Origin of the sequence: Amycolatopsis sp. La24, from assembly GCF_029087445.1 — a bacterium.
GTDB classification, from domain to species: Bacteria; Actinomycetota; Actinomycetes; order Mycobacteriales; family Pseudonocardiaceae; genus Amycolatopsis; species Amycolatopsis nivea.
On record NZ_JARACH010000005.1, the window covers coordinates 179,894 to 199,093 of the forward strand.

At 69.8% G+C, this 19,200-nt stretch carries 23 protein-coding genes; 11 read left to right on the forward strand and 12 right to left on the reverse strand.

The window, feature by feature from the left end; genetic code table 11:
• Positions 1-21: 21 nt before the first annotated feature.
• Positions 22-432 (reverse strand): metalloregulator ArsR/SmtB family transcription factor, encoded by a 411-nt coding sequence (locus PUT80_RS09065; RefSeq protein WP_063695767.1) that lies wholly within the window; start codon positions 430-432, stop codon positions 22-24.
• 112 nt (positions 433-544) lie between these two features.
• Here PUT80_RS09065 and PUT80_RS09070 point away from each other — a divergent pair, with 112 nt between their 5' ends.
• From PUT80_RS09070 to PUT80_RS09090, 5 genes are read left to right on the forward strand one after another with little or no spacing between them, the layout of a single operon-like run.
• Complete coding sequence (locus PUT80_RS09070) at positions 545-1,186, forward strand: arsenate reductase ArsC (RefSeq protein ID WP_051165952.1); 642 nt, start codon at positions 545-547, stop codon at positions 1,184-1,186.
• 28 nt (positions 1,187-1,214) lie between these two features.
• Positions 1,215-1,619 (forward strand): arsenate reductase ArsC, encoded by a 405-nt coding sequence (locus PUT80_RS09075; RefSeq protein ID WP_037359896.1) that lies wholly within the window; start codon positions 1,215-1,217, stop codon positions 1,617-1,619.
• Positions 1,620-1,652: 33 nt separating this feature from the next.
• Positions 1,653-2,741: an ACR3 family arsenite efflux transporter gene (arsB, locus tag PUT80_RS09080; protein ID WP_037359899.1), complete on the forward strand. Its 1,089-nt coding sequence runs from the start codon at positions 1,653-1,655 to the stop codon at positions 2,739-2,741.
• Entirely contained in the window at positions 2,738-2,875 is a 138-nt protein-coding gene (locus PUT80_RS09085; protein WP_235079086.1) for an FAD-dependent oxidoreductase, read from the forward strand. Before arsB ends, PUT80_RS09085 begins: the two co-directional genes overlap by 4 nt.
• A gap of 29 nt (positions 2,876-2,904) precedes the next feature.
• Positions 2,905-3,795, forward strand: coding sequence for an NAD(P)-binding domain-containing protein (locus tag PUT80_RS09090; RefSeq protein WP_235079104.1), 891 nt, complete (start codon positions 2,905-2,907; stop codon positions 3,793-3,795).
• Positions 3,796-3,852: 57 nt separating this feature from the next.
• Here the strand turns inward: PUT80_RS09090 and PUT80_RS09095 are convergent, their stop codons facing one another.
• Positions 3,853-4,242 (reverse strand): helix-turn-helix transcriptional regulator, encoded by a 390-nt coding sequence (locus PUT80_RS09095; RefSeq protein ID WP_037359901.1) that lies wholly within the window; start codon positions 4,240-4,242, stop codon positions 3,853-3,855.
• A 186-nt stretch (positions 4,243-4,428) separates the two neighbouring features.
• On the opposite strand from PUT80_RS09095, the gene PUT80_RS09100 reads away from it, so the two are divergent.
• Positions 4,429-4,770, forward strand: a complete 342-nt coding sequence (locus PUT80_RS09100) for a metalloregulator ArsR/SmtB family transcription factor (RefSeq protein WP_037359903.1) — start codon at positions 4,429-4,431, stop codon at positions 4,768-4,770.
• 126 nt (positions 4,771-4,896) lie between these two features.
• On the opposite strand, the gene PUT80_RS09105 is transcribed toward PUT80_RS09100, so the two are convergent.
• The 4 genes from PUT80_RS09105 to PUT80_RS09120 form a co-directional block, all read right to left on the reverse strand.
• Entirely contained in the window at positions 4,897-5,661 is a 765-nt protein-coding gene (locus PUT80_RS09105) for a DUF4238 domain-containing protein (RefSeq protein WP_037359904.1), read from the reverse strand.
• A gap of 283 nt (positions 5,662-5,944) precedes the next feature.
• On the reverse strand, positions 5,945-7,027 hold the full coding sequence (locus PUT80_RS09110) for an NAD(P)-binding domain-containing protein (RefSeq protein ID WP_101438012.1): 1,083 nt from the start codon (positions 7,025-7,027) through the stop codon (positions 5,945-5,947).
• Positions 7,024-8,238 carry an MFS transporter gene (locus PUT80_RS09115; RefSeq protein ID WP_183124308.1) on the reverse strand — a complete coding sequence of 405 codons (1,215 nt, stop codon included), beginning with the start codon at positions 8,236-8,238 and terminating at the stop codon, positions 7,024-7,026. The genes PUT80_RS09110 and PUT80_RS09115 overlap by 4 nt, the downstream gene beginning before the upstream one ends.
• 6 nt (positions 8,239-8,244) lie before the next feature.
• Positions 8,245-9,585 (reverse strand): FAD-dependent oxidoreductase, encoded by a 1,341-nt coding sequence (locus tag PUT80_RS09120; protein ID WP_101438013.1) that lies wholly within the window; start codon positions 9,583-9,585, stop codon positions 8,245-8,247.
• 101 nt (positions 9,586-9,686) lie between these two features.
• Here PUT80_RS09120 and PUT80_RS09125 point away from each other — a divergent pair, with 101 nt between their 5' ends.
• From PUT80_RS09125 to PUT80_RS09135, 3 genes are all read left to right on the forward strand, one after another.
• Positions 9,687-10,526, forward strand: coding sequence for a GNAT family N-acetyltransferase (locus PUT80_RS09125; RefSeq protein WP_101438014.1), 840 nt, complete (start codon positions 9,687-9,689; stop codon positions 10,524-10,526).
• Positions 10,527-10,566: 40 nt separating this feature from the next.
• A complete protein-coding gene (locus PUT80_RS09130) occupies positions 10,567-11,091 on the forward strand; it encodes a DinB family protein (RefSeq protein WP_183124307.1) in 525 nt (174 codons plus the stop codon).
• Positions 11,092-11,822: 731 nt separating this feature from the next.
• Positions 11,823-12,122: a hypothetical protein gene (locus tag PUT80_RS09135; RefSeq protein ID WP_037359915.1), complete on the forward strand. Its 300-nt coding sequence runs from the start codon at positions 11,823-11,825 to the stop codon at positions 12,120-12,122.
• 249 nt (positions 12,123-12,371) lie between these two features.
• On the opposite strand, the gene PUT80_RS09140 is transcribed toward PUT80_RS09135, so the two are convergent.
• The 4 genes from PUT80_RS09140 to PUT80_RS09155 all read right to left on the reverse strand — a co-directional run bounded on the left by PUT80_RS09140 (position 12,372) and on the right by PUT80_RS09155 (position 15,831).
• Complete coding sequence (locus tag PUT80_RS09140) at positions 12,372-13,580, reverse strand: NAD(P)/FAD-dependent oxidoreductase (RefSeq protein ID WP_037359917.1); 1,209 nt, start codon at positions 13,578-13,580, stop codon at positions 12,372-12,374.
• Positions 13,577-14,713, reverse strand: coding sequence for an MAB_1171c family putative transporter (locus PUT80_RS09145; protein ID WP_183124306.1), 1,137 nt, complete (start codon positions 14,711-14,713; stop codon positions 13,577-13,579). Before PUT80_RS09145 ends, PUT80_RS09140 begins: the two co-directional genes overlap by 4 nt.
• Positions 14,710-15,264 (reverse strand): hypothetical protein, encoded by a 555-nt coding sequence (locus tag PUT80_RS09150; RefSeq protein WP_037359919.1) that lies wholly within the window; start codon positions 15,262-15,264, stop codon positions 14,710-14,712. Before PUT80_RS09150 ends, PUT80_RS09145 begins: the two co-directional genes overlap by 4 nt.
• A gap of 78 nt (positions 15,265-15,342) precedes the next feature.
• Positions 15,343-15,831, reverse strand: coding sequence for a helix-turn-helix domain-containing protein (locus tag PUT80_RS09155; RefSeq protein ID WP_235079090.1), 489 nt, complete (start codon positions 15,829-15,831; stop codon positions 15,343-15,345).
• Positions 15,832-16,017: 186 nt separating this feature from the next.
• Here PUT80_RS09155 and PUT80_RS09160 point away from each other — a divergent pair, with 186 nt between their 5' ends.
• Positions 16,018-16,638, forward strand: a complete 621-nt coding sequence (locus tag PUT80_RS09160) for a GGDEF domain-containing protein (RefSeq protein WP_081655057.1) — start codon at positions 16,018-16,020, stop codon at positions 16,636-16,638.
• Positions 16,639-16,802: 164 nt separating this feature from the next.
• Positions 16,803-17,345, forward strand: coding sequence for a helix-turn-helix domain-containing protein (locus PUT80_RS09165; protein ID WP_081655058.1), 543 nt, complete (start codon positions 16,803-16,805; stop codon positions 17,343-17,345).
• Positions 17,346-17,395: 50 nt separating this feature from the next.
• Here the strand turns inward: PUT80_RS09165 and PUT80_RS09170 are convergent, their stop codons facing one another.
• Positions 17,396-18,040 (reverse strand): helix-turn-helix transcriptional regulator, encoded by a 645-nt coding sequence (locus PUT80_RS09170; protein ID WP_106964894.1) that lies wholly within the window; start codon positions 18,038-18,040, stop codon positions 17,396-17,398.
• Entirely contained in the window at positions 18,037-18,948 is a 912-nt protein-coding gene (locus tag PUT80_RS09175; RefSeq protein WP_037359923.1) for a Scr1 family TA system antitoxin-like transcriptional regulator, read from the reverse strand. The genes PUT80_RS09170 and PUT80_RS09175 overlap by 4 nt, the downstream gene beginning before the upstream one ends.
• Between the last annotated feature and the right edge of the window lie 252 nt (positions 18,949-19,200).

The following is a 19,200-nucleotide window of genomic DNA, read 5'->3' on the forward strand; positions in this document are numbered from 1 at the left end:
GGCATTGACAGCGAGAGGTGATCAGCACCGTTTGTTGCGATCGGTATCCGCGACGGGCGCGATCTGGTCGACGAGCGGGCCGCCGGTGTCCAGCAGTGCCCGGAGGGTCTCCAGGGGTTCGGGGACGAGGCGGTACCAGCTCCAGGTGCCGCGGCGTTCGCGGGTGAGCAGTCCGGCGGAGACGAGGACGCGCAGGTGGTGGCTGAGGGTGGGCTGCGGCATGGCGAATTCCTCGGCGAGGTCGCAGAAGCAGGCTTCGCCGCCGGGCGAGTAGCGGATGAGGGACACGAGCCGGATGCGCAGCGGGTCGGCGAGGGCTTTGAACAGGGCCGCGGCCTGGTGGGCGTCGGTGTCGGTGACGGCCGCGGCGGGTTCGGCCAGCAGCAGGGTGACCGGGACCGGGGTGCGGTTGTGCCGGTGTTCGCCCGCCATGGGTCCTCCCGTCGGTTCGTGTGCCGTAGTCGACCATACCTGCTGGATTGACAAAGTTCGATGCAATCGAGTTCACTTGGATTGAGAGAAGTCGATCCAAGGGGTGTGGGTGATGGTGCTGCCTGCTGGCGGCTTGCCCGTGCATGACGCGGACGCGCAGGTCGAGCGGATCGTGGACGAGCTGGCGGACCGGTTCCGCGGGACGTTCGAGCGGGAGGCGGTGGCGCGGTTCGTGCGCGAGTCGTACGCGCTGTTGTCGGAGTCGGCGACGGTGCGCACGCATTTGCCGGCGCTGACGGCGCGGTTCGCGCGCGAGCGGCTGCTGGACCGGGGCCGGGCGTCGGGGCTGTTGCGGGTGGAGGTGCCGCAGGTGCTGTTCGTGTGCGTGCACAACGCGGGCCGGTCGCAGATGGCGGCGGCGCTGCTGGACCATCACGCGTTCGGCCGGGTGGCGGTGCGCTCGGCCGGGTCGCGGCCGACGCGGGAGATCCCGGAGACGGTCACCGCGGCGCTGGCGGAGCTGGGCGTGTCGCTGACGTCGGCGTATCCGAAGCCGTTGACCGACGAGGTGGTGCGGGCGGCGGACGTGGTGGTGACGATGGGCTGCGGTGACGCGTGCCCGGTGTTCCCCGGCCGCCGCTATCTGGACTGGGCGGTGCCGGACCCGGACGGGCAGCCGCCGGCGGCGGTGCGGCGCATCCGCGACGATATGGACGCCCGCGTCCGCGGCCTGCTCGACGAGCTGACTCCGTGATTTTTCCGTTGCCGAGAAAGGAATCCTAGTGTCGCGTGTTCCGGAAGTGCTGTTCGTGTGCGTGCACAACGCCGGCCGTTCCCAGATGGCCGCGGCGCTGCTGGCGCACCACGGCCTGGGCCGGGTCGCGGTCCGCTCGGCAGGGTCGGAGCCGGCGGAGCAGGTGAACCCGGCCGCCGCGCGGGCGTTGGCCGAGTGGGGCCTGGACATCACCGCGGAGATCCCGACGAAGCTCTCCACCGCCGACGTCGAGGCGTCGGACGTGGTGATCACGATGGGCTGCGGCGACACCTGTCCGGTGTTTCCGGGCAAGCGCTACCTCGACTGGGCGCTGGACGACCCGGCCGGGAGGGGCGTGGAGGCGGTGCGCCCGATCCGCGACGAGATCGACCGCCGGGTCCGCGGCCTGCTCGCCGAACTGCTCGACGCCTGATTCCTTCACACCTGTTCTGCCGCAAGGAGAATCGTGACACAGACCGCCGACGACACCGCCCCGGCCGATGGCGACGTCCTGCACAAGCTCTCGTTCCTGGACCGGTTCCTGCCGGTGTGGATCATCGTGGCGATGGCCGCCGGGCTCGGCCTGGGCAGCGTCGTGCCCGGCCTGCAGTCCGTGCTGGACGCGGTGAAGATCGGGCAGGTGTCGCTGCCGATCGCGCTCGGGCTGCTGCTGATGATGTACCCGGTGCTGGCGAAGGTCCGCTACGACAAGCTCGACACCGTCACCCGGGACACGCGCACGATGGTGCTGTCGCTGATGCTGAACTGGATCGTCGGCCCGGCGCTGATGTTCGCCCTGGCCTGGCTGCTGCTGCCGGACCTGCCCGAGTACCGCACCGGGCTGATCATCGTCGGGCTCGCCCGCTGCATCGCGATGGTGATCATCTGGAACGACCTGGCCTGCGGCGACCGCGAGGCCGCCGCCGTGCTGGTCGCTTTGAACTCGGTGTTCCAGGTGATCATGTTCGGGGTGCTGGGCTGGTTCTACCTCGAGCTGCTGCCCGGCTGGCTCGGCCTCGACACCACGAGCGTTTCCTTCTCCCCGTGGGAGATCGCGCTGTCGGTGGTCATCTTCCTCGGCATCCCGCTCGTGGCCGGGTATTTGTCGCGGCGCATCGGCGAACGCACCCGCGGCCGCGACTGGTACGAAAGCAAGTTCCTGCCGAAGATCGGGCCGGTCGCGCTGTACGGGCTGCTGTTCACGATCGTGGTGCTGTTCGCGCTGCAGGGCGACAACATCACCTCCCGTCCGCTCGACGTCGCCCGGATCGCCCTGCCCCTGCTGGCCTATTTCGCGCTGATGTGGGGTGGCGGCTACCTGCTCGGCAAAGCGTCGGGCCTGTCCTATGCGCGGACCACGACCTTGGCGTTCACCGCGGCGGGCAACAACTTCGAACTCGCCATCGCCGTCGCGATCGGCGTGTTCGGCGTGACCTCCGGCCAAGCCCTCGCCGGCGTGGTCGGGCCGCTGATCGAGGTCCCGGTGCTGGTCGCGCTCGTGTACGTGAGCCTGTGGCTGCGCAAACGCTGGCGCACCAACGCATCCCGGACGTGAACCGCACCCAGGTAGCAGTGGTCGGCGGCGGGCAGGCCGGGCTCGCCGCTGGGTTCTACCTGCGCCGCGCCGGCCTGGACTTCGTCATCCTCGACGCGCAGCCCGATCCGGGCGGCACGGGTGGGAGTCGCTGAGGCTGTTCTCCCCGGCCCGCTACAGCGCCCTGCCCGGCTGGCCGATGCCGCCCTACCCCGGCGAGGGGTACCCGACCGCGCCGCACGTGGTCGACTACCTCGCCGCCTACGAAAAGCGCTACGCCCTGCCGATCGTGCGCGGCGAGACCGTGACCAGCGTGGTCCGCGACCGCGGCGGGCTGCGGGTCGCCACCGACACGACCTCCTGGGACGCGGCGGCGGTGATCTCCGCGACCGGCACCTGGTGGCGGCCGTTCCTGTCGCTGGTCTCCGGCGAGTTCGGCGGACGGCAGCTGCACACCGTCGACTACGACGGTCCGGCCGCGTTCGCCGGGCAGCGCGTCGTGGTGGTCGGGGGCGGGAACTCCGGCGCGCAGATCGCCGCCGACCTCGCCCCGGTCGCGACGGTGACGTGGGTGACGCGGCGGCCGCCGCGGTTCCTGCCCGACGACGTCGACGGCCGAGCCCTGTTCGACCTGGCCAGCCGCCGCGCCCGCGCGCTCGCCGCCGGCCAGGCCGATCCGGGCGGGGTCGGGAGCCTCGGCGACATCGTCGCCGTGCCGCCGGTCCGCGTCGCCCGCGACGCCGGGCTGCTCACTCACCGGCCGATGTTCGCGCGCCTGGCCGCGGACGGTCCGATGTGGAGCGACGGCAGCCGCCTCTCCGTCGACGCGGTGGTGTGGTGCACCGGGTTCCGGCCCACGCTGGGACACCTCGCCTCGCTAGGGCTGCGTACTGCGGGCGGAGCGATCCGCACCGAGGGAACCCGCGCTGTCGACGAACCGCGGCTGCATCTGCTCGGCTACGGCGACTGGACCGGCCCCGGATCGGCCACTCTCGCCGCCGTCGGCCCGACCGCACGCGCCGCCGTCTCCGAGATCGCCCGGCAGGCCGATCCGGACGGGCGAGCTGGTTCCTGACCTGCCTTGACATCCACCATGCGCGAGCACGGTCGTTTCCGGCGGAACGCGATCAGGTCATCCGTCGTCGCCGCCCGAACTGTCGCGAACCTTCCGGTAGGTCGCAGCGTTGCGCAGGGAAGACCGTCCGGTGTAGGACGCGTAGACCGCGAGCAGGCCGTCTTGCTGCTCGTCCGAGAGGTCGTTGAGGCCCAGCACCATCTGCTCGAACGGGTCGAGGGCAACCCCGGGCACGATCTGCCTGATCTCCGCGTTTAGCAGCATCTCCTCGGGGATGTGCAGCACCTCGCAGATCTTTTCTAGGAGCGATTCGCCGGGACGCTCCCCTCCCATGATCTGCGATATGCGGCCGGGCGTGACGGCAACCTTCTCCGCGAGTTCCTTCTGGGACAAGCCAGCGAGTTCGAGACGGCGGTTGAGCAGTTCGCTGAGCGCCGTAGTCGGCATGCTTAGAAGCTAACTAAACTGCTAAATCGCTGTCAACCTCTCCGCTCGCGGTCTTGCTGAGCGCGTCGACACGGCTACGTCGCCGCCTGCACGGCATTGGCGCTCGCCGCGCTCGCCTGGGCCGGGAGACCGCCCCGGGCCTGACCCGTCGGCCCGGCCGCCGGGAGTGCCTGCGACGATCACGCCATGCCCGACCCGACACCCGCGTCCACCGCGGCGTGCTGCGCACCGCTTGTGCAGGAGCCGCTGTCTGCCGAGGACGCCGGGCAGTTCGCGGCCGGGTTCAGGGCGCTGGCCGATCCGGTGCGGCTGCGGCTGCTGTCGCTGATCTGCGCGGGTGGGGACACCTCGGCCGGGGAGTTGGCAGCGGCGTTCGCGGTGACCGGGCCGACGATCTCGCACCACTTGAAGGTGCTGCGCGAGGCCGGACTGGTCGAGACAGAACGCCGCGGCACCTCGATCCGCTACCGGACCCGCGAGGAAGCCATGTCCGCGTTGTCCGGGCTGCTGGCGGTGCCGCTCAGCTGACCGGCTGGCAGCAGCGCCGCCGGCCTGGTGCCGCGGTGTCGGTTCTACGGCATCGTGGTCAGGGACGGGAGTCTCAGTCCTTCGGGGAAACTGCTTGAGCACGAACTCCGAGCCGTGGAAGGAGAATCACGCTGCGGGCGACGAATCTCGTGGCGGCGGGTGCTCGCTGAGCCAGCGCCGCTCGACGGTCCAGCCCGGATTCATGCTCGCGTATTCGACGATCCAGGTCGGGCCCCCGTGACTGTCTCCGGTCCAGGGCGTCGGCAGCCGTGGCCCGGTCAGCCGCAAGTGCGGGGTCGGGTCGTGGTCACGGTGGCAGAACACCTGGGAGTCGGCGGCGTCGAAGATCATCTGGCTGACGATCTGTCCCGTGCCGCCCTCCATTTTGAACCGGTGGTCGACCCGCTTCCGGGGGTCTTCCTTTCTCGCGCGGTGGCCGGGCAGCAGCAGGAAGCGGTGCGGGTCGAGCGGCAGGATGACGTCGCAGTACGCGGTCGCCAGCAGCTGGTTCTGGGCGTCCTGGGCGTTCAGGACGACGACAGGCACGTCGCCGGTCCACAGGCACAGGTCGCTGAACCCGAGGCCCCACGGCCGATCGAAGATCACCCAGCTCAGCCGGGCGAGCTGTTCTCCCATGAACCGGAGCTGCTCGTCGCGGCCCGCCGCTGACCTGATCGACTGGGGCAGCGCCAGCTGGCCGGTTCCGTCGCCGGCGAGGTGTTGCAGACGTTTCCGCTGGCGGACGGTCCGCACGATCTGCGAGGCGATCCACCACGCCAGCGCGGCACGCTCGTTGGCCGGCAACGGCCACCGGCCCGGCCCGGGCAGTGCGCCCCGGGGGTCTTCGAGCATCGTGTCGAACGCGGGCACCGCCTGCTTTTCGGGTTGCACAGCAGCTTCTCGGCCCGTTCGCCGTAGAAGTCGCCCACCGCGGCGACCTTCCGGATGTTCGATCCGAACGGCTGGTCGAGGCAGTCGATGTTGCGGGTGGAGATGAACCACTCGCGGCTGCCGGGTTTCCGCTGCCAGCCGAACCGCCGCAGGTACATCTGCGGCACGGTGTGGTCGTTGCTCATCGCGCGCCCCTGTTCGTCAGCACCTTCCGCGGCAAGCATGTCATCGAGCACCGACAGGAATCAGTTACCGGAATCGCTCCGGCTGCTGAAGGCCAGGCTCAGCTGACCGGCTGGCAGCACCGCCGCCCGGCCGACACCGGGGTGCCGATCAGCCGGTCGACGAGGTAGGCGGCGTCGCGGCCGACGCCGCGCAGGGTGGCGGAGGCGAAGCTGCGCTGCCACTCCAGCCCGACATAGCCGAGCCCGGGCACGGTCGTGGACAACCCCTTCCTCTGCAACGGGATCCCGTCCCGCAACGCCCCAGTTCCGTCCAGATAGGACAGTCCAGGCCGGAACCCGGTCGCGAGAACGATCGTGTCGGCGGGTTCGCTCGTGCCGTTGGGCCAGTGCACGCTGTCGCCGTCGAGGCGGGTGAACATCGGCCGCCGGTCGGGCCGCCCGGCGGCGACCGCGGCCTGGTAGCGGCCAGGGTCGGCCACGGGTGTCGCGGGCGGGGCGGACAGGAGGTGCCCGACGGGAAGGTGGTCGAGGCCGAGCGTGGCGGTCCACCAGTGCGCGTCGCGGCCGAGCGGGCGTTGCGGGGCGAAGCGGATCGGCGCGCGGGTGGCGAGGGTGACGCGGGCGTGTTCGGCGAGTTCGGCGGCGATCTGCACGGCGGAGTTCCCGGCGCCGACGACGATGACCCGCTGCCCGGCGAACGGCGCGGGGTTGCGGTATTCGCTGGAGTGCAGGACGGTCCCGGCGAACTCGTCGAGTCCGGGCAGGGCCGGGGTGTGGGGGCGGCTGAAGCCTCCGGTGGCGGCGATGAGCGCGGGCGCGGTGAAGGCATCGCCGTGCTCGGTGCGGACGGCGAACCCGTCGCGGTCGCGGGTGACCGTGGTGGCGCGGTGGCGGGTGCGGATGTCGGCGTCGAGTGCGGCGGCGTAGCGGCGCAGGTAGGCGACGACGTCGTCGCGGTGCGGGTAGCGGTCGGGGTCGCCGGGGAAGGGGCAGCCGGGCAGGCTGCTGTAGCGGGCCGGGGAGAACAGGGTGAGGCTGTCGTAGTAGTGCGGCCAGGATCCGACCGGTTCGGGTCCGGCTTCCAGCACGAGCGGCCGCAGGCCCCTCATCAGGAGGGCGTGGGCGGCGGCGAGGCCGGACTGGCCGCCGCCGAGGACGATCGCGTGCGGGTCTTCGGTCATGGCGTGCTCCGGGTCGGGGTGACGGTCAGGGCGAGGACCGCGGCGGCGAGGTTGACCGCGGCGAGGGCGAGGAAGGCGGGGCGGTAGCTGCCGAACGCGGCGGCGAGGGCGGACCCGGCGAACGGGGCGAGCGCCATGGTGACGGTCATCGGGGCGGAGAGCAGGCCGTTGAGGCGGCCGTAGTGCGCCGGGCCCCAGCGGTCGGTGATCGCAGTGGCCTGCAGCAAGGTGAAGACCCCGCGCGCCATCCCCGCCACGACCGAAGCGGCGATCAGCGCGACGGTGGTGGTGAGCAGGCTCAGCAGAACGGTGGTCAGCGACGTCGCGGCGAGGGAGGCGGCGGTGCGGGCGCGGACGCCGGTGCGGCGGGCGAGCGCGGCGTAGCCGAGACGGCCGAGGACTTGCCCGGTGCCGCCGAGGCCGAGCGCGAGCGCGGCGGTGCCGGGACTGATCCCGCGTTCGAGCAGCAGCGGCACCAGGTTCACCACGACGGCGAACACGGAGAACGTCGCCAGGCTGAATGCCGTCACCAGGATCCGGAACCCGCTGCTGCGCGCGATCCGCGCCGGGTCCCCGTGCGCCGCCTCGTGTTGTGGGGGTTCGGCGGGCGGCCACGGCCCGCGCAGCCCGAACCAGTGCCCGGGGATGGTGACCGCGGCGAGGATCGCCAGCAGCACCAGGTAGGTGTGGCGCCAGTCCAGGTACGCGGCCAGCAGCGCGGTCAACGGCGCGAACACGGTGCTGGCCAGCCCGGCCACCAGGGTGAGGGTGGTGAGCGCCGGGACGCGACGCGGGCCGTGCCAGCGGGTCAGCGCGGCGAACGCGGGCGGGTACAGCGTCGCGCTCATCGCCAGCCCGGCCAGCGCCCACGCCGCGATGAACCACGCGAGGTTCTGCGCGGTCGCGACCAGCACCACCGCCGGGACCGCCAGCAGCGACCCGACCGTCATCAGCACGCGCGGGCCGTGCCGGTCCAGCCACCGGCCCACCCCGATTCCGGCGACGGCGGACACCAGTTGCGCGCCGGAGAGGGCGGCGGTCACCGCGGCCGCGGGCCAGCCGGTGTCGCGGCTGATGTCCGGGGCCAGCACGGGGAACGCGTAGTAGAGCACGCCCCAGCTGGTGATCTCGGTGAGACAGAGAACGGCCAGCACTCGGCGCAGCCCGGACACCGGCAGTGCCGCGGACCGCGCCGTCGCCGTGCCGCGCACGCCGCGTCAGTTCCCGGCGCGCGACGGCGCGGCCAGCGTCAGCACCTCCGGCTCCGCCGGACCGCAACACCCGTCCGACGCTGCGGTCGTGCCGGGGTCGTCGAACAGTCCCGCCCCGCCGCACACGCCGGTCTCGGCCAGGACCAGCTCCACCCGGCCCGCGGCCTCGTGGTCGCCCGCGAGTGCGGCGGCGATGCTGCGGACCTGCTCGTAGCCGGTCATCGCCAGGAACGTCGGCGCGCGGCCGTAGCTCTTCATCCCGGCCAGGTAGAACCCGGTCTCCGGGTGCGCGAGTTCCTTCGCGCCGTGCGGGTACACCGTCCCGCACGAATGCACGTTCGGGTCGACCAGCGGCGCCAGCCGCACCGGAGCCTGCAGCGTCGCATCGAGTTCCAGCCGGATCTCCGACAGCCACCCCAGCTCGGGGCGGAACCCGGTCAACGCCACCACTTCGTCCACATCGGACAGCCGCTGCCCGTTCGCCGACCCCAGGCTCAACCGGCCGGTGTCGTCGCGCTCCACGGTCTCGGTGCGGAACCCGGTCACCACCGAGACCAGCCCCGCTTCCACCGCTTCCTTCGCGCGCGTGCCGAGCGCGCCGCGGGCGGGCAGCTGGTCGGCGTCGCCGCCGCCGAACGCGGTGCCGATCCCGCCGCGGCGCAGCACCCAGCTGATCCGCGTCGCCGGGTTTTCCTTCGCCAGCCCGGACAACGCCACCAACGCCGTCAGCGCCGAATGCCCGCTGCCCGCCACCGCGATGTGCTTGCCGGAGTACCGAACCCGCACCTGCGCGTCGCCCAGATTCGGGACCCGGTAGACGATCCGGTCGGCTGCGGCGTGTTCGCCGATCGCGGGCAGGCCCTCGCCGCCCAGCGGGTTCGGGCTTCCCCACGTCCCGGACGCGTCGATCACCGCGGAAGCCAGCAGCCGCTGCTCGCCCGCGGCGGTGCGCACGTGCACGGAGAACGGCTCGTCGTCGCGGCCGCTGTCGACCACCCGGTCCCGGCCCCGCCGCGCGACCCCGACCACCTCGGCGCCGAACCGCACCCGAGACCCCAGCGCCTCGGCCAGCGGCTGCAGGTACCGCTCGGCCCATTCGCGGCCTGTCGGGTACTCCGCGCCGTCCGGACGGACCCACCCGGTCGGCTCCAGCAGACGGCCGCCCGCCGGGTCGACCAGCTCCGACCACGCCGAGAACAACCGGACGTGATGCCACGCCGCTACCGCAGCACCCGCACGCGGCCCGCGTTCCAGCACCAGCGGCTCCAGACCCCGCTCCAGCAGCTGCGCCGCCGCGGCCAGCCCCACCGGGCCCGCCCCCACCACCACGACCGGGTACTCGCTCATCCCACACCCCTGATTCATCGATCGGACTCGATTAACGAGCCAGACTGTATCGAGCGCGATCGATGGATGCAACCATCGACCGCGATCGATATACTGTCCGCATGCCGATCGCGCTGCCCCAGGCCCAAGTGCTGCCGACCGCCGACGCCGCCACCTACGCCGACTGGTTCGCCTGCCTCGCCGAACCCGTCCGCGTCCGGCTGCTGCACGCCGTGTCCACCAGCCCGCGCGGCATCACCGTCGGCGCGCTCACCGAGATCCTCGGCACCAGCCAGTCCACGACGTCGCATCACGTGCGCAAGCTCGCCGACGTCGGGTTCGTGCACCTGGAAAAGGTCGGCACCGCCACCGTCGTCACCGTCAACGAAGCCTGCTGCACCGGGCTCCCGCACGCCGCCGACGCCGTCATGGGCCTGCTCGGCCCCCGCCCCTGCTGCCCCGACGACGTGCCCGCCGACATCACCGTCCGCGCCCTCGAACCCGCGGACTGGACCGCCGTGCGGCGGATCTACGGCGAGGGCATCGCCACCGGCATCGCGACCTTCGACACCGCGGTCCCCGCCCGCAAAGCCCTCGACGCGACGTGGCTGCCCGGGCACCGGTGGGTCGCCGACCGTGACGGACAAGTCGTCGGCTGGGCCGCCGCCAGCCCCGTCTCGAACCGCGACTGCTACTCCGGCGTCGCCGAAACCTCCGTCTACATCGCCGAAGCCCACCGCGGCCGCGGCGTCGGGAAAGCCTTGCTGCGCACACAGGTCATGGCCGCCGACGACGCCGGACTCTGGACCCTGCAAACCTCCATCTTCACCGACAACCGCGCCAGCCTCGCCCTGCACCACTCCGCTGGCTACCGCACCATCGGCGTCCGCGAACGCATCGCCCAACGCGACGGAACCTGGCACGACACCGTCTTCCTCGAACGCCGCAGCCCCGTCAACTGAGCGGCTGGATTTCCCGTCTCGCGAGGCGGACACTGAACGCGTGGACAGGCAGGCCGTTCACGACGAGATGGAGCGTGCTCGCACCGAGTTTCACCGGCTTCTCGACCAGGCGAGCGACGCGGACCTGCGCCGCGCCAGCAACGGGACCCGCTGGACCAACCGCGAACTGCTGTTCCACATGCTGCTCGGCTACCTGATCGTCTGGGCACTGCGGAACCTGGTCGCACTGTTCGACCGGCTCCCTGACAGCGTGGGCAAGCGCTACGCACAGGCCCTGAACGCGGTGACCGTCCCCTTCGATGCCGTGAACTACGTCGGTTCCCGCCTCGGAGGGAACCTCCTGAAACGCCGGGGGATGGCAGCTGTCGCAGACCGCGCGATCGCGCGTCTGCACCAGCGACTCGACCGGGAAACTGAGGCCGCCCTCGCCCGGACGATGCACTTTCCGACCCGCTGGGACCCCTACTTCCGCGACCGCATGTCACTGGCCGACGTCTACCGGTTCCCGACCCGGCACTTCGACCACCACGCACGACAGCTCACGCTGCACTCCGGCTCCGAGTGACCCAGCGGGTGCGCGTGCCGGGCGACGCCGCCATTGTCGCATTCGTCCCCCACGCCGAGGGTCTCCTGGACGCGGCCGCCGTGGTCACCCACGCCGGTCACGGCACAGTGGCCGCGGCCATGCGGCACGCCGTGCCCGTGGCCGGGCTGCCCGAGCACGCCGCCGTCAACCGGCACTGGCCGCACGCCTCGCCGAGCGGGATGCCGGAATCGCGCTCGACGGCGAACCAGCCACACCTGCGGACATCCGCGCCGCCGTCGGCAAAGTGCTGGGGGCAACGGCTTTCGGGACGCAGCCGCCACCGTCGCCGCGGCAATCGCTGCCACGTCCGGTGCGGCCGGAGCAGCCAGCCTGCTCGCCAGTTGAGAGCTGCGGCATGGGGGAAGGCTGTCCGATGGGCAACCAGGATGGTGGGCGGAACGGGAGGGCCGCCCACCATCGCCTCCACAACGACTCGTGCGCCGCGACGGGTTGCGATCCCGCGCAGGATCCGCCCGACACGACGGGGCGCCCAGGGTGCAATGATGCCGATTCCCCTTTTGCCTTTTCAATCAAGAAGCGTGACGTTCTGGGCGACGACGGGTAACCCGCCGCTCCGGCTAGACCAATGTGACTCAGGGTCGAACGCATGTTCGGCTCTGAGTACGGGTTGCCGGGCTGCAGGCGGCCCAGGCTGTGGATACGAGCAGGGTGATTTTGTGGTGGACGAGTGGCCGTCAACCGTTCGGAGAGTGAGTCCGCCGATTCCGGTCTGGGTAGGCGTGCGCAAGCTGCTCGTGCTGTGTACGGAAATCCTCGTCGCACGCAACCGCGCTGGCTTGCGGACCGAGACCGACGGTCCCGGCCTGCTGTTCGAGCGGGCTCGCCGCGAGGACGGAGGAATGCTCAGCTGGGTTACCTACGAGCTCGTCACCGCCGACGACCAATTTTCACGGCCGGTCAGCCACTACGTGCCAGCCCACCTGCTCCGCAGACGAGGGCCTGCCCGTCGTCACCGGTTCGGCGACTACCGGCCGCGGACCCACGGGTAAAACGGTTGGCGGTTGCCGAGTCTCAGCAGCGAAGAGCGTCACTTTTCAGGCCTGCGCTCCGCCCACTCTGCTCGAGGACGCGTGCCAAGGTACAGGGCTGTTTGCGGTGTCGGTAGCTCGAGCCTTGGCCGCACTCTTGCGGCACTAGGCAGGCGGCGAAAGCGTTCCGACCTCACGCAGCAAACGTGTTCGACGACTTCTTCCGTCGTCTGATGACTCACCAGCTCACAAGTGCGCCCAGTTACTGGCCTATCGCGGTACTTCGTCTGGCTGGGCAACGGACTGGTGCCAGTCGATGTGGTAGCCGGTGAGCCAGGATGCGGTGTTGCGTGGTCCTTTCTTGAGTTTTCGGGGGAGGACGGCGTCGCGGATCATCCGTTTGACGGGGCCGGGGGTTGCGTTGCCGCCCATGCGTGCGCTGGTGGCGACGACGCGTTCGACGCGGGGGCGTCGGATGGTTTCGTAGGCGTGGAATGCTTGGGGTGTGGGCAGGTCGCGGAGGCATTGGGCGAGGACGATGCTGTCTTCGATGGCCATGGAGGCGCCATGGCCGGCGTTGGGGGCGGAGACGTGGGCGGCGTCGCCGATGATGATGGTCGTGTCGGTGTGCCAGGTGGGCGTGGTGGCGATGTCGTAGCCGTTGGCGCCGGTGACGGCATCGTCGCTGGCGCGGACGATATCGGCTGCCGGTGTCCGGTCGCGTGCGAGGAGTCCGGCGACCCGTTGTTTCCATTCGTCGGAGGTGGTGCTGGCGAGTTGTTCTTTGGTGAGTTCGGTGCGGGGGTGGGGGAGGTTGGCGAACCACCAGGTCTGGCCGTCGGGTGCGGTGAGGAACGCGAAGAACGCCTTGCGGCCGAAGACCATCCGGAAGGTGCCGGGTTCGGTGGTGACGGCGGCGTGGGCGGCGTAGCCGCAGACGGTGATGGCGCCGGTGTAGCGCGGGTTCGGCGCGGCGGGGTCGATGAGCCCGCGGGTGGCGGAGTGGATGCCGTCCGCTCCGATCAGCAGGCTGCCTTGGGTTTCGGTGCCGTCGGCGAATTGCGCGGTGACCGGGTCGCCAGGTGTGGTGGTTGCGCTGGTGAGGCGTTTGCCGTGGTGGACGGCGATGCCGCGGCGGCTGGCTTCGTCGCGGAGTGCGCGGTAGAGCGTGGACCGCTTGATCATCCGCGGGCCGCGGTCTCCGGCGGCGCCGCCGATGGGGGCCTGGCCGAGCCGGGTGCCGCGGTGGTTGAAGAATTCGACGGTGCTGGCTGGGAAAGAGTGTGTGCGTACGAGGTCGGCGGCGTCGATGGCGGTGAGGGCGTCGAGTCCGTTGTGCATGATGCTGAGGAACGCGCCGACGCCGTCCGCGGTGGTGGGGTAGGCCTCGTAGATTGCCGAGTCGATCCCGGCTTTCTGCAGTGCCATCGCGGTGACGGGGCCGGCGATTCCCCCGCCGATGATCATGGCCGTGGTCATGGGTCTCCTGTCGAGTTCATGGCGCGGGAGAGGGACACCAGTTCGCGGACGTCCGCGTCGAGGCTGTCGGCGGCCGCGACGACGACCGGTGTCGCATGGACCGACCGGGCCTGTTGTCCTGCGGCTCGGGCGGCGAGCGCGTGTGTCAGCGAGCGCGCCAGGTCGTCGTAGCCTTCGCAGGCGCGGGGCGGCAGGTAGGGGCTGATGCGGACGAGACCGTCGCGGCATTCCACGACGCGGCGGTAGTAGCGCCGGTGCGTGCCGCGGAGCCGGAAGAGGTCGCGCCAGGGACTGGGGGTGACCCGTTGCAGTTCGTCGTCGGGAAACTGCGCGTGCAGCACTGTCCACAAAGGATCGAGCTGGCGGTATGCGCGGCGGTGGCCTGCCCAGACCCGCAGTGCGGTGACCCGCATCGCGGCGGCGGGATAGATGACGCCGGCGAGGAAGATGACGACGCCGGGAAGCAGGAAGACGGCTGCGGCTACCGCGCCGAGCAGGGTGGCCGCGGCGCCGCTGGTCTCGGCGAGCGCGGAGGGGGACGACGCGCCCGCCCGGCGCAGGATGATCTCGGGGATGAACACGCAGTTCGCCAGCACGATGGCGGCGAGGCCGACGGAGGCAATCCGGAGGCCGCGGGCGAGGCGCGGGTTGGCGTCGCGGGCGTAGCGGCGCGCCCAGAGGAACGCGGTGGCGAAGCCGAATGCCAGATAGAGATCCGCGGTGACGGTGAAAACGGCGCCCGCGGGCGAGGAACTGCTGTGGACCGTGGGAGGGGCGAGCGCCGCGGTGGCGATCAAAACGGCTTCGGCCGCGACGAGCGGCACGGCGAAACGGCGGGCTCGTGGCCATGCCTGGCGTGGTTCCAGGGCCGAGAAGAGGAAGAAAAGGACCAGACAGGTCACTCCGATCAGCAGCGTGCCGTGCTGGATCAGGCGGGACAGCATCGGCGGGAGGCCGAGCACGGTCGCCTCGCGGTCGGCGGCGAGGCCGAAGGGGAAGGCGAGAGCGAGACAGGCGACGAGACCCGTCAGGGCGCGCAGCGGCAGGTTCTGCGGGGTCCGGCTCAGTCGTAGGCCCAGCCAGGCCAGCACCGCGATGGCGGCGATGCCGTAGGCGAGGACGAGGTAGGTCATAGCCACCCCAGCCGGTCGCTGAGCGCGGTCTCCATTCGATGCGCAGTGCCGTTGCCTGCGGCGGGCACCCAGACACGGTCGAGAACCGAAGCCCACTCCAGGATGATGGTGGCGACTGTTTCCGCTTCGTATTCCTGCGCGGTGTCGTACGAGGTGCGGCGGAGCGCGCGGCGGACCGCGTCCGGCGCCAGGTCGGGGTACTCGGCGCGCAGGGACTCGGTCGAGGAACCCGGGCAGAGGTCGCTGAGCAGGGTGTCGTCGTGTGCGTCGCTGTCGTGGCCGGCCAGCATGTGACCGAGTTCGTGCAGGATGATGTGGTCTTGGTGCGGTTTGCTCGTTTCCTGCTGGTAGAAAATGTAGTCCGCCGAAGCCGCCGCGACCCAAGCACCGAACGGGCCGGGGACAGGGATGGGATGCGCACGCAGCCTGATCGGTTTGCCACGCTGGATCCCGACGCGGCGGCACAGTTCGGTGACATCCAACGGCGGATGGATGTCGAGATCAGTCAAGAGCTGCCGGCAGCGACGGCGCAGCTGCCGTTCGGACGTCATCTGCCCCTCCCTCCAGGCTCAGGACCGGACTAGCACATAAGCCACCGTGCCGGATCGCTCCCTTGCCTGCCACAGCGCTCACTCCGTTGGCGATTGGCCTCGCTCAGCCTGCTCGTCGCGATAGACCACGTCGAGCAGGTCCATCACCAGCCGTCGGCGCTCGGGGGACAGAGCACCCGCACGCATCGCGATCAGCTGGGCTTCACTCGTGTTCGCGGTCAGGCTTTCCTGCGCAGCCTGGAGCTTCTGCAGCTGTTCGTCGACCCGGTCGGTCACCGCGTCATCGAAGAAGTACGACGCCGGCACACCGAAGAACGCAGCCAGTGCATACAGGTGGCGCAGTGTCGGGTTGTCTTTCCGTGCCTTGCGCAGATGCCAGATGTAGCTTCCGGAAATCCCCACGCCCGTGGCGGTGATTTCCGCTGCGACGAAGTCGTTCGTGTACTCCTGGCCGCTGCGCGGCTTCATAGTCGCGAACAGCTTGTTCAGCCTGGCGGCCAGGATGTCCGCGAAGTTGTCCGGCAGGCTCGCCGGAAGGTGCCCATCCGGATACGCCGGTGTCGCCATGCGATCTCCACCCCGACTGCTTCCACTCACGTAAACACCCGTACGAGTGAGGATGTTGATCCTGGTTGAACTCGTCCGCGCGACCAGCCTAAACTCGCGATCATCGTGATTTCAACTCCGAACCAACGGTAGCGAACCGGACGCCTTCACGTCAGTCAAAGCCACTCGTTCGGAGGAAGATCAACAATGGTATCTACCTGGCCATCCCTGTCGGGGCAGGGGCCATGCTGCTCTGCCTGCGGACAGCCGCTCGGCTCGTGGGGCACGGACAAATACACCGGAGTGCTTAATCGGGAAGGGTGGGACGTCCGGGTCGCCTCGGTCCTCGACGGGTCCATAGGGCATGCGATCGCGCTGCTCGTCCTCGACCTTGATCATTTCAAGGCTGTCAACGACCGATACGGTCACCCTGCGGGCGACGCCGTCCTTCGCGTGGTCGCTGCGAAGCTCACGGCCGCGGTGCGGCGCGAAGACATCGTCGGGCGGTACGGCGGAGACGAATTCATGGCGCTCCTTCCCGGCGCGAACCGGGCGTGCGCAAAGGGGATCGCAGAACGGATCCTCGGGCGGATACGCGGCGCAGTCGTCGAAGCTCGGTCCGCGGACGGACGCTTTGTCGTCATCACTGGGCTGACCGCCTCCGTCGGCGGTGTCGTCCTGAACGCCCGCGGCCGCACTGGCATCGCGGATCTTGTCCGACGAGCCGATGCGAACCTCCTGAGCGCAAAGCGGTTTGGCAAGGACCGCGTGCTGATTGCGGCAGACGGCGACCTGTCCCGAAACCTCTGTCGTCCTAAACTCAGATGAGAGTCATCCAAACTACTCCCTTGTTGACAGTTGAAGATCGAGTCGACGGGGCCTACGCTGGCCTTATGGACGTTGCGCGTTCTGCGGCCTGATCTCCTCCCCGGCCGGCTGCACGAACGGACCTGCCCGTCTTCGAACTGCGACCTAGCCGCCGGGAGGATGCAATGACCGAGCTGTCGAACCGAACTGGACAAGTCCAGCTGACGTCCGGACGAACCCTGAGGCCCGTCAAGCGCCGCTGGCCTACCGCTCATGTAGACGGGACGGTTCCCGTCGGCTCCCGACACGACGGCGCGTGGCGCGACGGCTGGGATGCCGAGCAGCTGCGCAAGCTGTCAGACGTGAGGCGCCTTTTCAGCGGCGACTGGATGCACGCAGTCATCGTCGCGCTCGCCGATGGGCCAAAGCACTATAAAGAGCTTCTCGACACGATCAGGACACTATGCGAACGGGACCGCGGGCACCGTCGCACTCTGCACGAAAGCGTTCTCGCGCGCACGCTCAAAACCATGACTGCCGACGGGCTGATCCTTCGGCACCAGCAGTCCACAGCTTTTCCGCCCTCCGTGCAGTATTCGTTAAGTCCGGAGACGGCCGAAGCGCTCGACGCGATGATGCCGATGGTCACTTGGGCGACGAAACATGCCGATCTCATACAGCGTGCCCGCGCACGCCGATGCAACTCCCAGGCGTCCAGCTCCGAATGAGCTGAGTTATTGGGCAAGCCTCCTCGCTCGGGGTGCGGTCGTCGCAACCGTCACCCGGACCGGGCGTACAGGTCGCGCACATGCGGCGCGTACACCATGTTCTCGCGGGCGTACAGGTTGCGGCAGTGCTGGTCGCGCATGGCCAGGACCAGCAGTTCTGTGCGCGACAGGTTCAGACCGTAGGCGATCTTCACGACGGTGGGGATCGACGGCGCGGCCGCCATGCGTTCGACTCGCGACAACCACAGGCGATCGGCACCCGTCAGTTCGGCGACCTGGGTCAGGGTGCGATTGTGCCTGATGCGCCACAGGTAGAGCATTTCGCCGAAGCAGGTCAGGGTCCGGTGTGGCCCTGCGATGTCGGACGCTCGGACGGTGCGGTGTCCCCGGTCGCGGTCTGAACGGGTGGCTGCGGGGTAGCTGCGGCCTGCGGCGATCGCTAGTGCGTACGGATCGGCTTTCAGAGCGTAGGCCAAGGCTGCGGCGGTCCATAGTGATTGCAGCGGGGTGCGGCCTCGTTCGAGGGTTCCGATGGTGGAGGCGCTGATCCCGGATCGTACCGCGAGGCGGTTGATGCTCAGGCCCGATGCCTGCCGGCGTCTGCGCACGAAAGCTCCGGCTGTCTCGGGCGGTTGGGCTGCAGCGTCGGGTGTCGGTGTGCCGACGGCGGATGCGGGTATCGGTTCGAGGGTCACCGGTGGGCCTCGGTTGCCGTTGGGGGTTGGGCAAGTTCTGCCGCAGGCGAAAGTCGTTCCAGGTCTCGGATGCGGTCGTCGATCACCTTCCGGGATTGTGTCGTGGGCAGTGCGAGCAGACGCAGATCCGCGGTGAGCCGTCGGTAGGCTCCGTGGTCGGGGGCGAAGACACCCGCACTGTGGTGCGCGAAGTACGTGACCGGGCCTGCGGCCGTCTCGTAACAGGTGAACGGGGCCTGCAGTGCCGGGCTGCCGCAGATCTCCGACGGAACGATGCGCACTCTGATCATCGGGTTCGCCTTCTCTAGCGCCCGCAGGAATCGGAGCTGGCTGCAGGTGACCGCCGGTGCTCGGAGATGGGACGACAGGGCAGGCTCGCCAAGGAAGACTTCGACCTGTTTTCTGCTCGTTTCCGCGGTAGGGGTCCGCAGAAGCCTTCGCTGCGCTGCCTGGGCTCTGACGAATTCACTGACACATCCGGGAGCCGCGCCGAGATCCTTCAGGACAACGCGGGCGTAGTCGGAGGTCCACAGGGAGGCGGGAACGAGGGTCGGATGGTAGTCCACAAAGGATTTTGCGAGTTGGGTGAAGTGGCTGCGTGCTTCGGCATGGTGGCGGTGGTGAGCCGGGTGGAGGATTACCACGCTGTGGTCGGTTGTCCTCGCGAGGCTGGAGATGTAGGCGTGGTCGTCTGGAGCGACGGACAGGGCGCAGAGGATTCCGCCGACGTGCTCGGCGTCGGGCTTGCGCACGCCGAGTTCCCACTGTGCGACTTGCGCGTGGTGCTTGTGGATCAGGTTCGCCACTTCGCGCAAGGTCTTGTCGGCCTTGCGGCGTTGCGCGTGAAGGACAGCGCCGAGCAGCAGGTGCCGGGGCGACGGCTGAGGGGTGTCTTGTTTGCTCGTCACGAAACGTCCATGTTCTTGCGCTATTGCCGAAGCAGGGTCGGTGGGAGTGGGCGGCGCGGACTGTGCGTCGAGGGAGCCCGCGCCAGGACCGCTTTCGTCTTCTTTGGTCGGGGTGGGCCATTGTCGGCTTGGGCGGCGCGGAGGCTGATCGCGTTTTGGCCGCCATGGGGCCGGATTGCGACTTTCTCGCGCAGGAGGAGCCGGCGGATCGTGCCATAAGACGCGTGGTGCGTGTCCGCGACCTGCTGGATG

What these genes read in the sequence shown, in the direction of transcription:
- PUT80_RS09155 (WP_235079090.1), bottom strand. Translation starts at nt 15,831, where the DNA reads ATGGCGACACCGGCGTATCCGGATGGGCACCTTCCGGCGAGCCTGCCG.
- PUT80_RS09165 (WP_081655058.1), top strand. Translation starts at nt 16,803, where the DNA reads ATGACCGAGCTGTCGAACCGAACTGGACAAGTCCAGCTGACGTCCGGA.
- PUT80_RS09065 (WP_063695767.1), bottom strand. Translation starts at nt 432, where the DNA reads ATGGCGGGCGAACACCGGCACAACCGCACCCCGGTCCCGGTCACCCTG.
- PUT80_RS09140 (WP_037359917.1), bottom strand. Translation starts at nt 13,580, where the DNA reads ATGACCACGGCCATGATCATCGGCGGGGGAATCGCCGGCCCCGTCACC.
- PUT80_RS09160 (WP_081655057.1), top strand. Translation starts at nt 16,018, where the DNA reads ATGGTATCTACCTGGCCATCCCTGTCGGGGCAGGGGCCATGCTGCTCT.
- PUT80_RS09110 (WP_101438012.1), bottom strand. Translation starts at nt 7,027, where the DNA reads ATGACCGAAGACCCGCACGCGATCGTCCTCGGCGGCGGCCAGTCCGGC.
- PUT80_RS09120 (WP_101438013.1), bottom strand. Translation starts at nt 9,585, where the DNA reads ATGAGCGAGTACCCGGTCGTGGTGGTGGGGGCGGGCCCGGTGGGGCTG.
- PUT80_RS09150 (WP_037359919.1), bottom strand. Translation starts at nt 15,264, where the DNA reads ATGACGTCCGAACGGCAGCTGCGCCGTCGCTGCCGGCAGCTCTTGACT.
- PUT80_RS09095 (WP_037359901.1), bottom strand. Translation starts at nt 4,242, where the DNA reads ATGCCGACTACGGCGCTCAGCGAACTGCTCAACCGCCGTCTCGAACTC.
- PUT80_RS09145 (WP_183124306.1), bottom strand. Translation starts at nt 14,713, where the DNA reads ATGACCTACCTCGTCCTCGCCTACGGCATCGCCGCCATCGCGGTGCTG.
- PUT80_RS09100 (WP_037359903.1), top strand. Translation starts at nt 4,429, where the DNA reads ATGCCCGACCCGACACCCGCGTCCACCGCGGCGTGCTGCGCACCGCTT.
- PUT80_RS09125 (WP_101438014.1), top strand. Translation starts at nt 9,687, where the DNA reads ATGCCGATCGCGCTGCCCCAGGCCCAAGTGCTGCCGACCGCCGACGCC.
- PUT80_RS09070 (WP_051165952.1), top strand. Translation starts at nt 545, where the DNA reads ATGGTGCTGCCTGCTGGCGGCTTGCCCGTGCATGACGCGGACGCGCAG.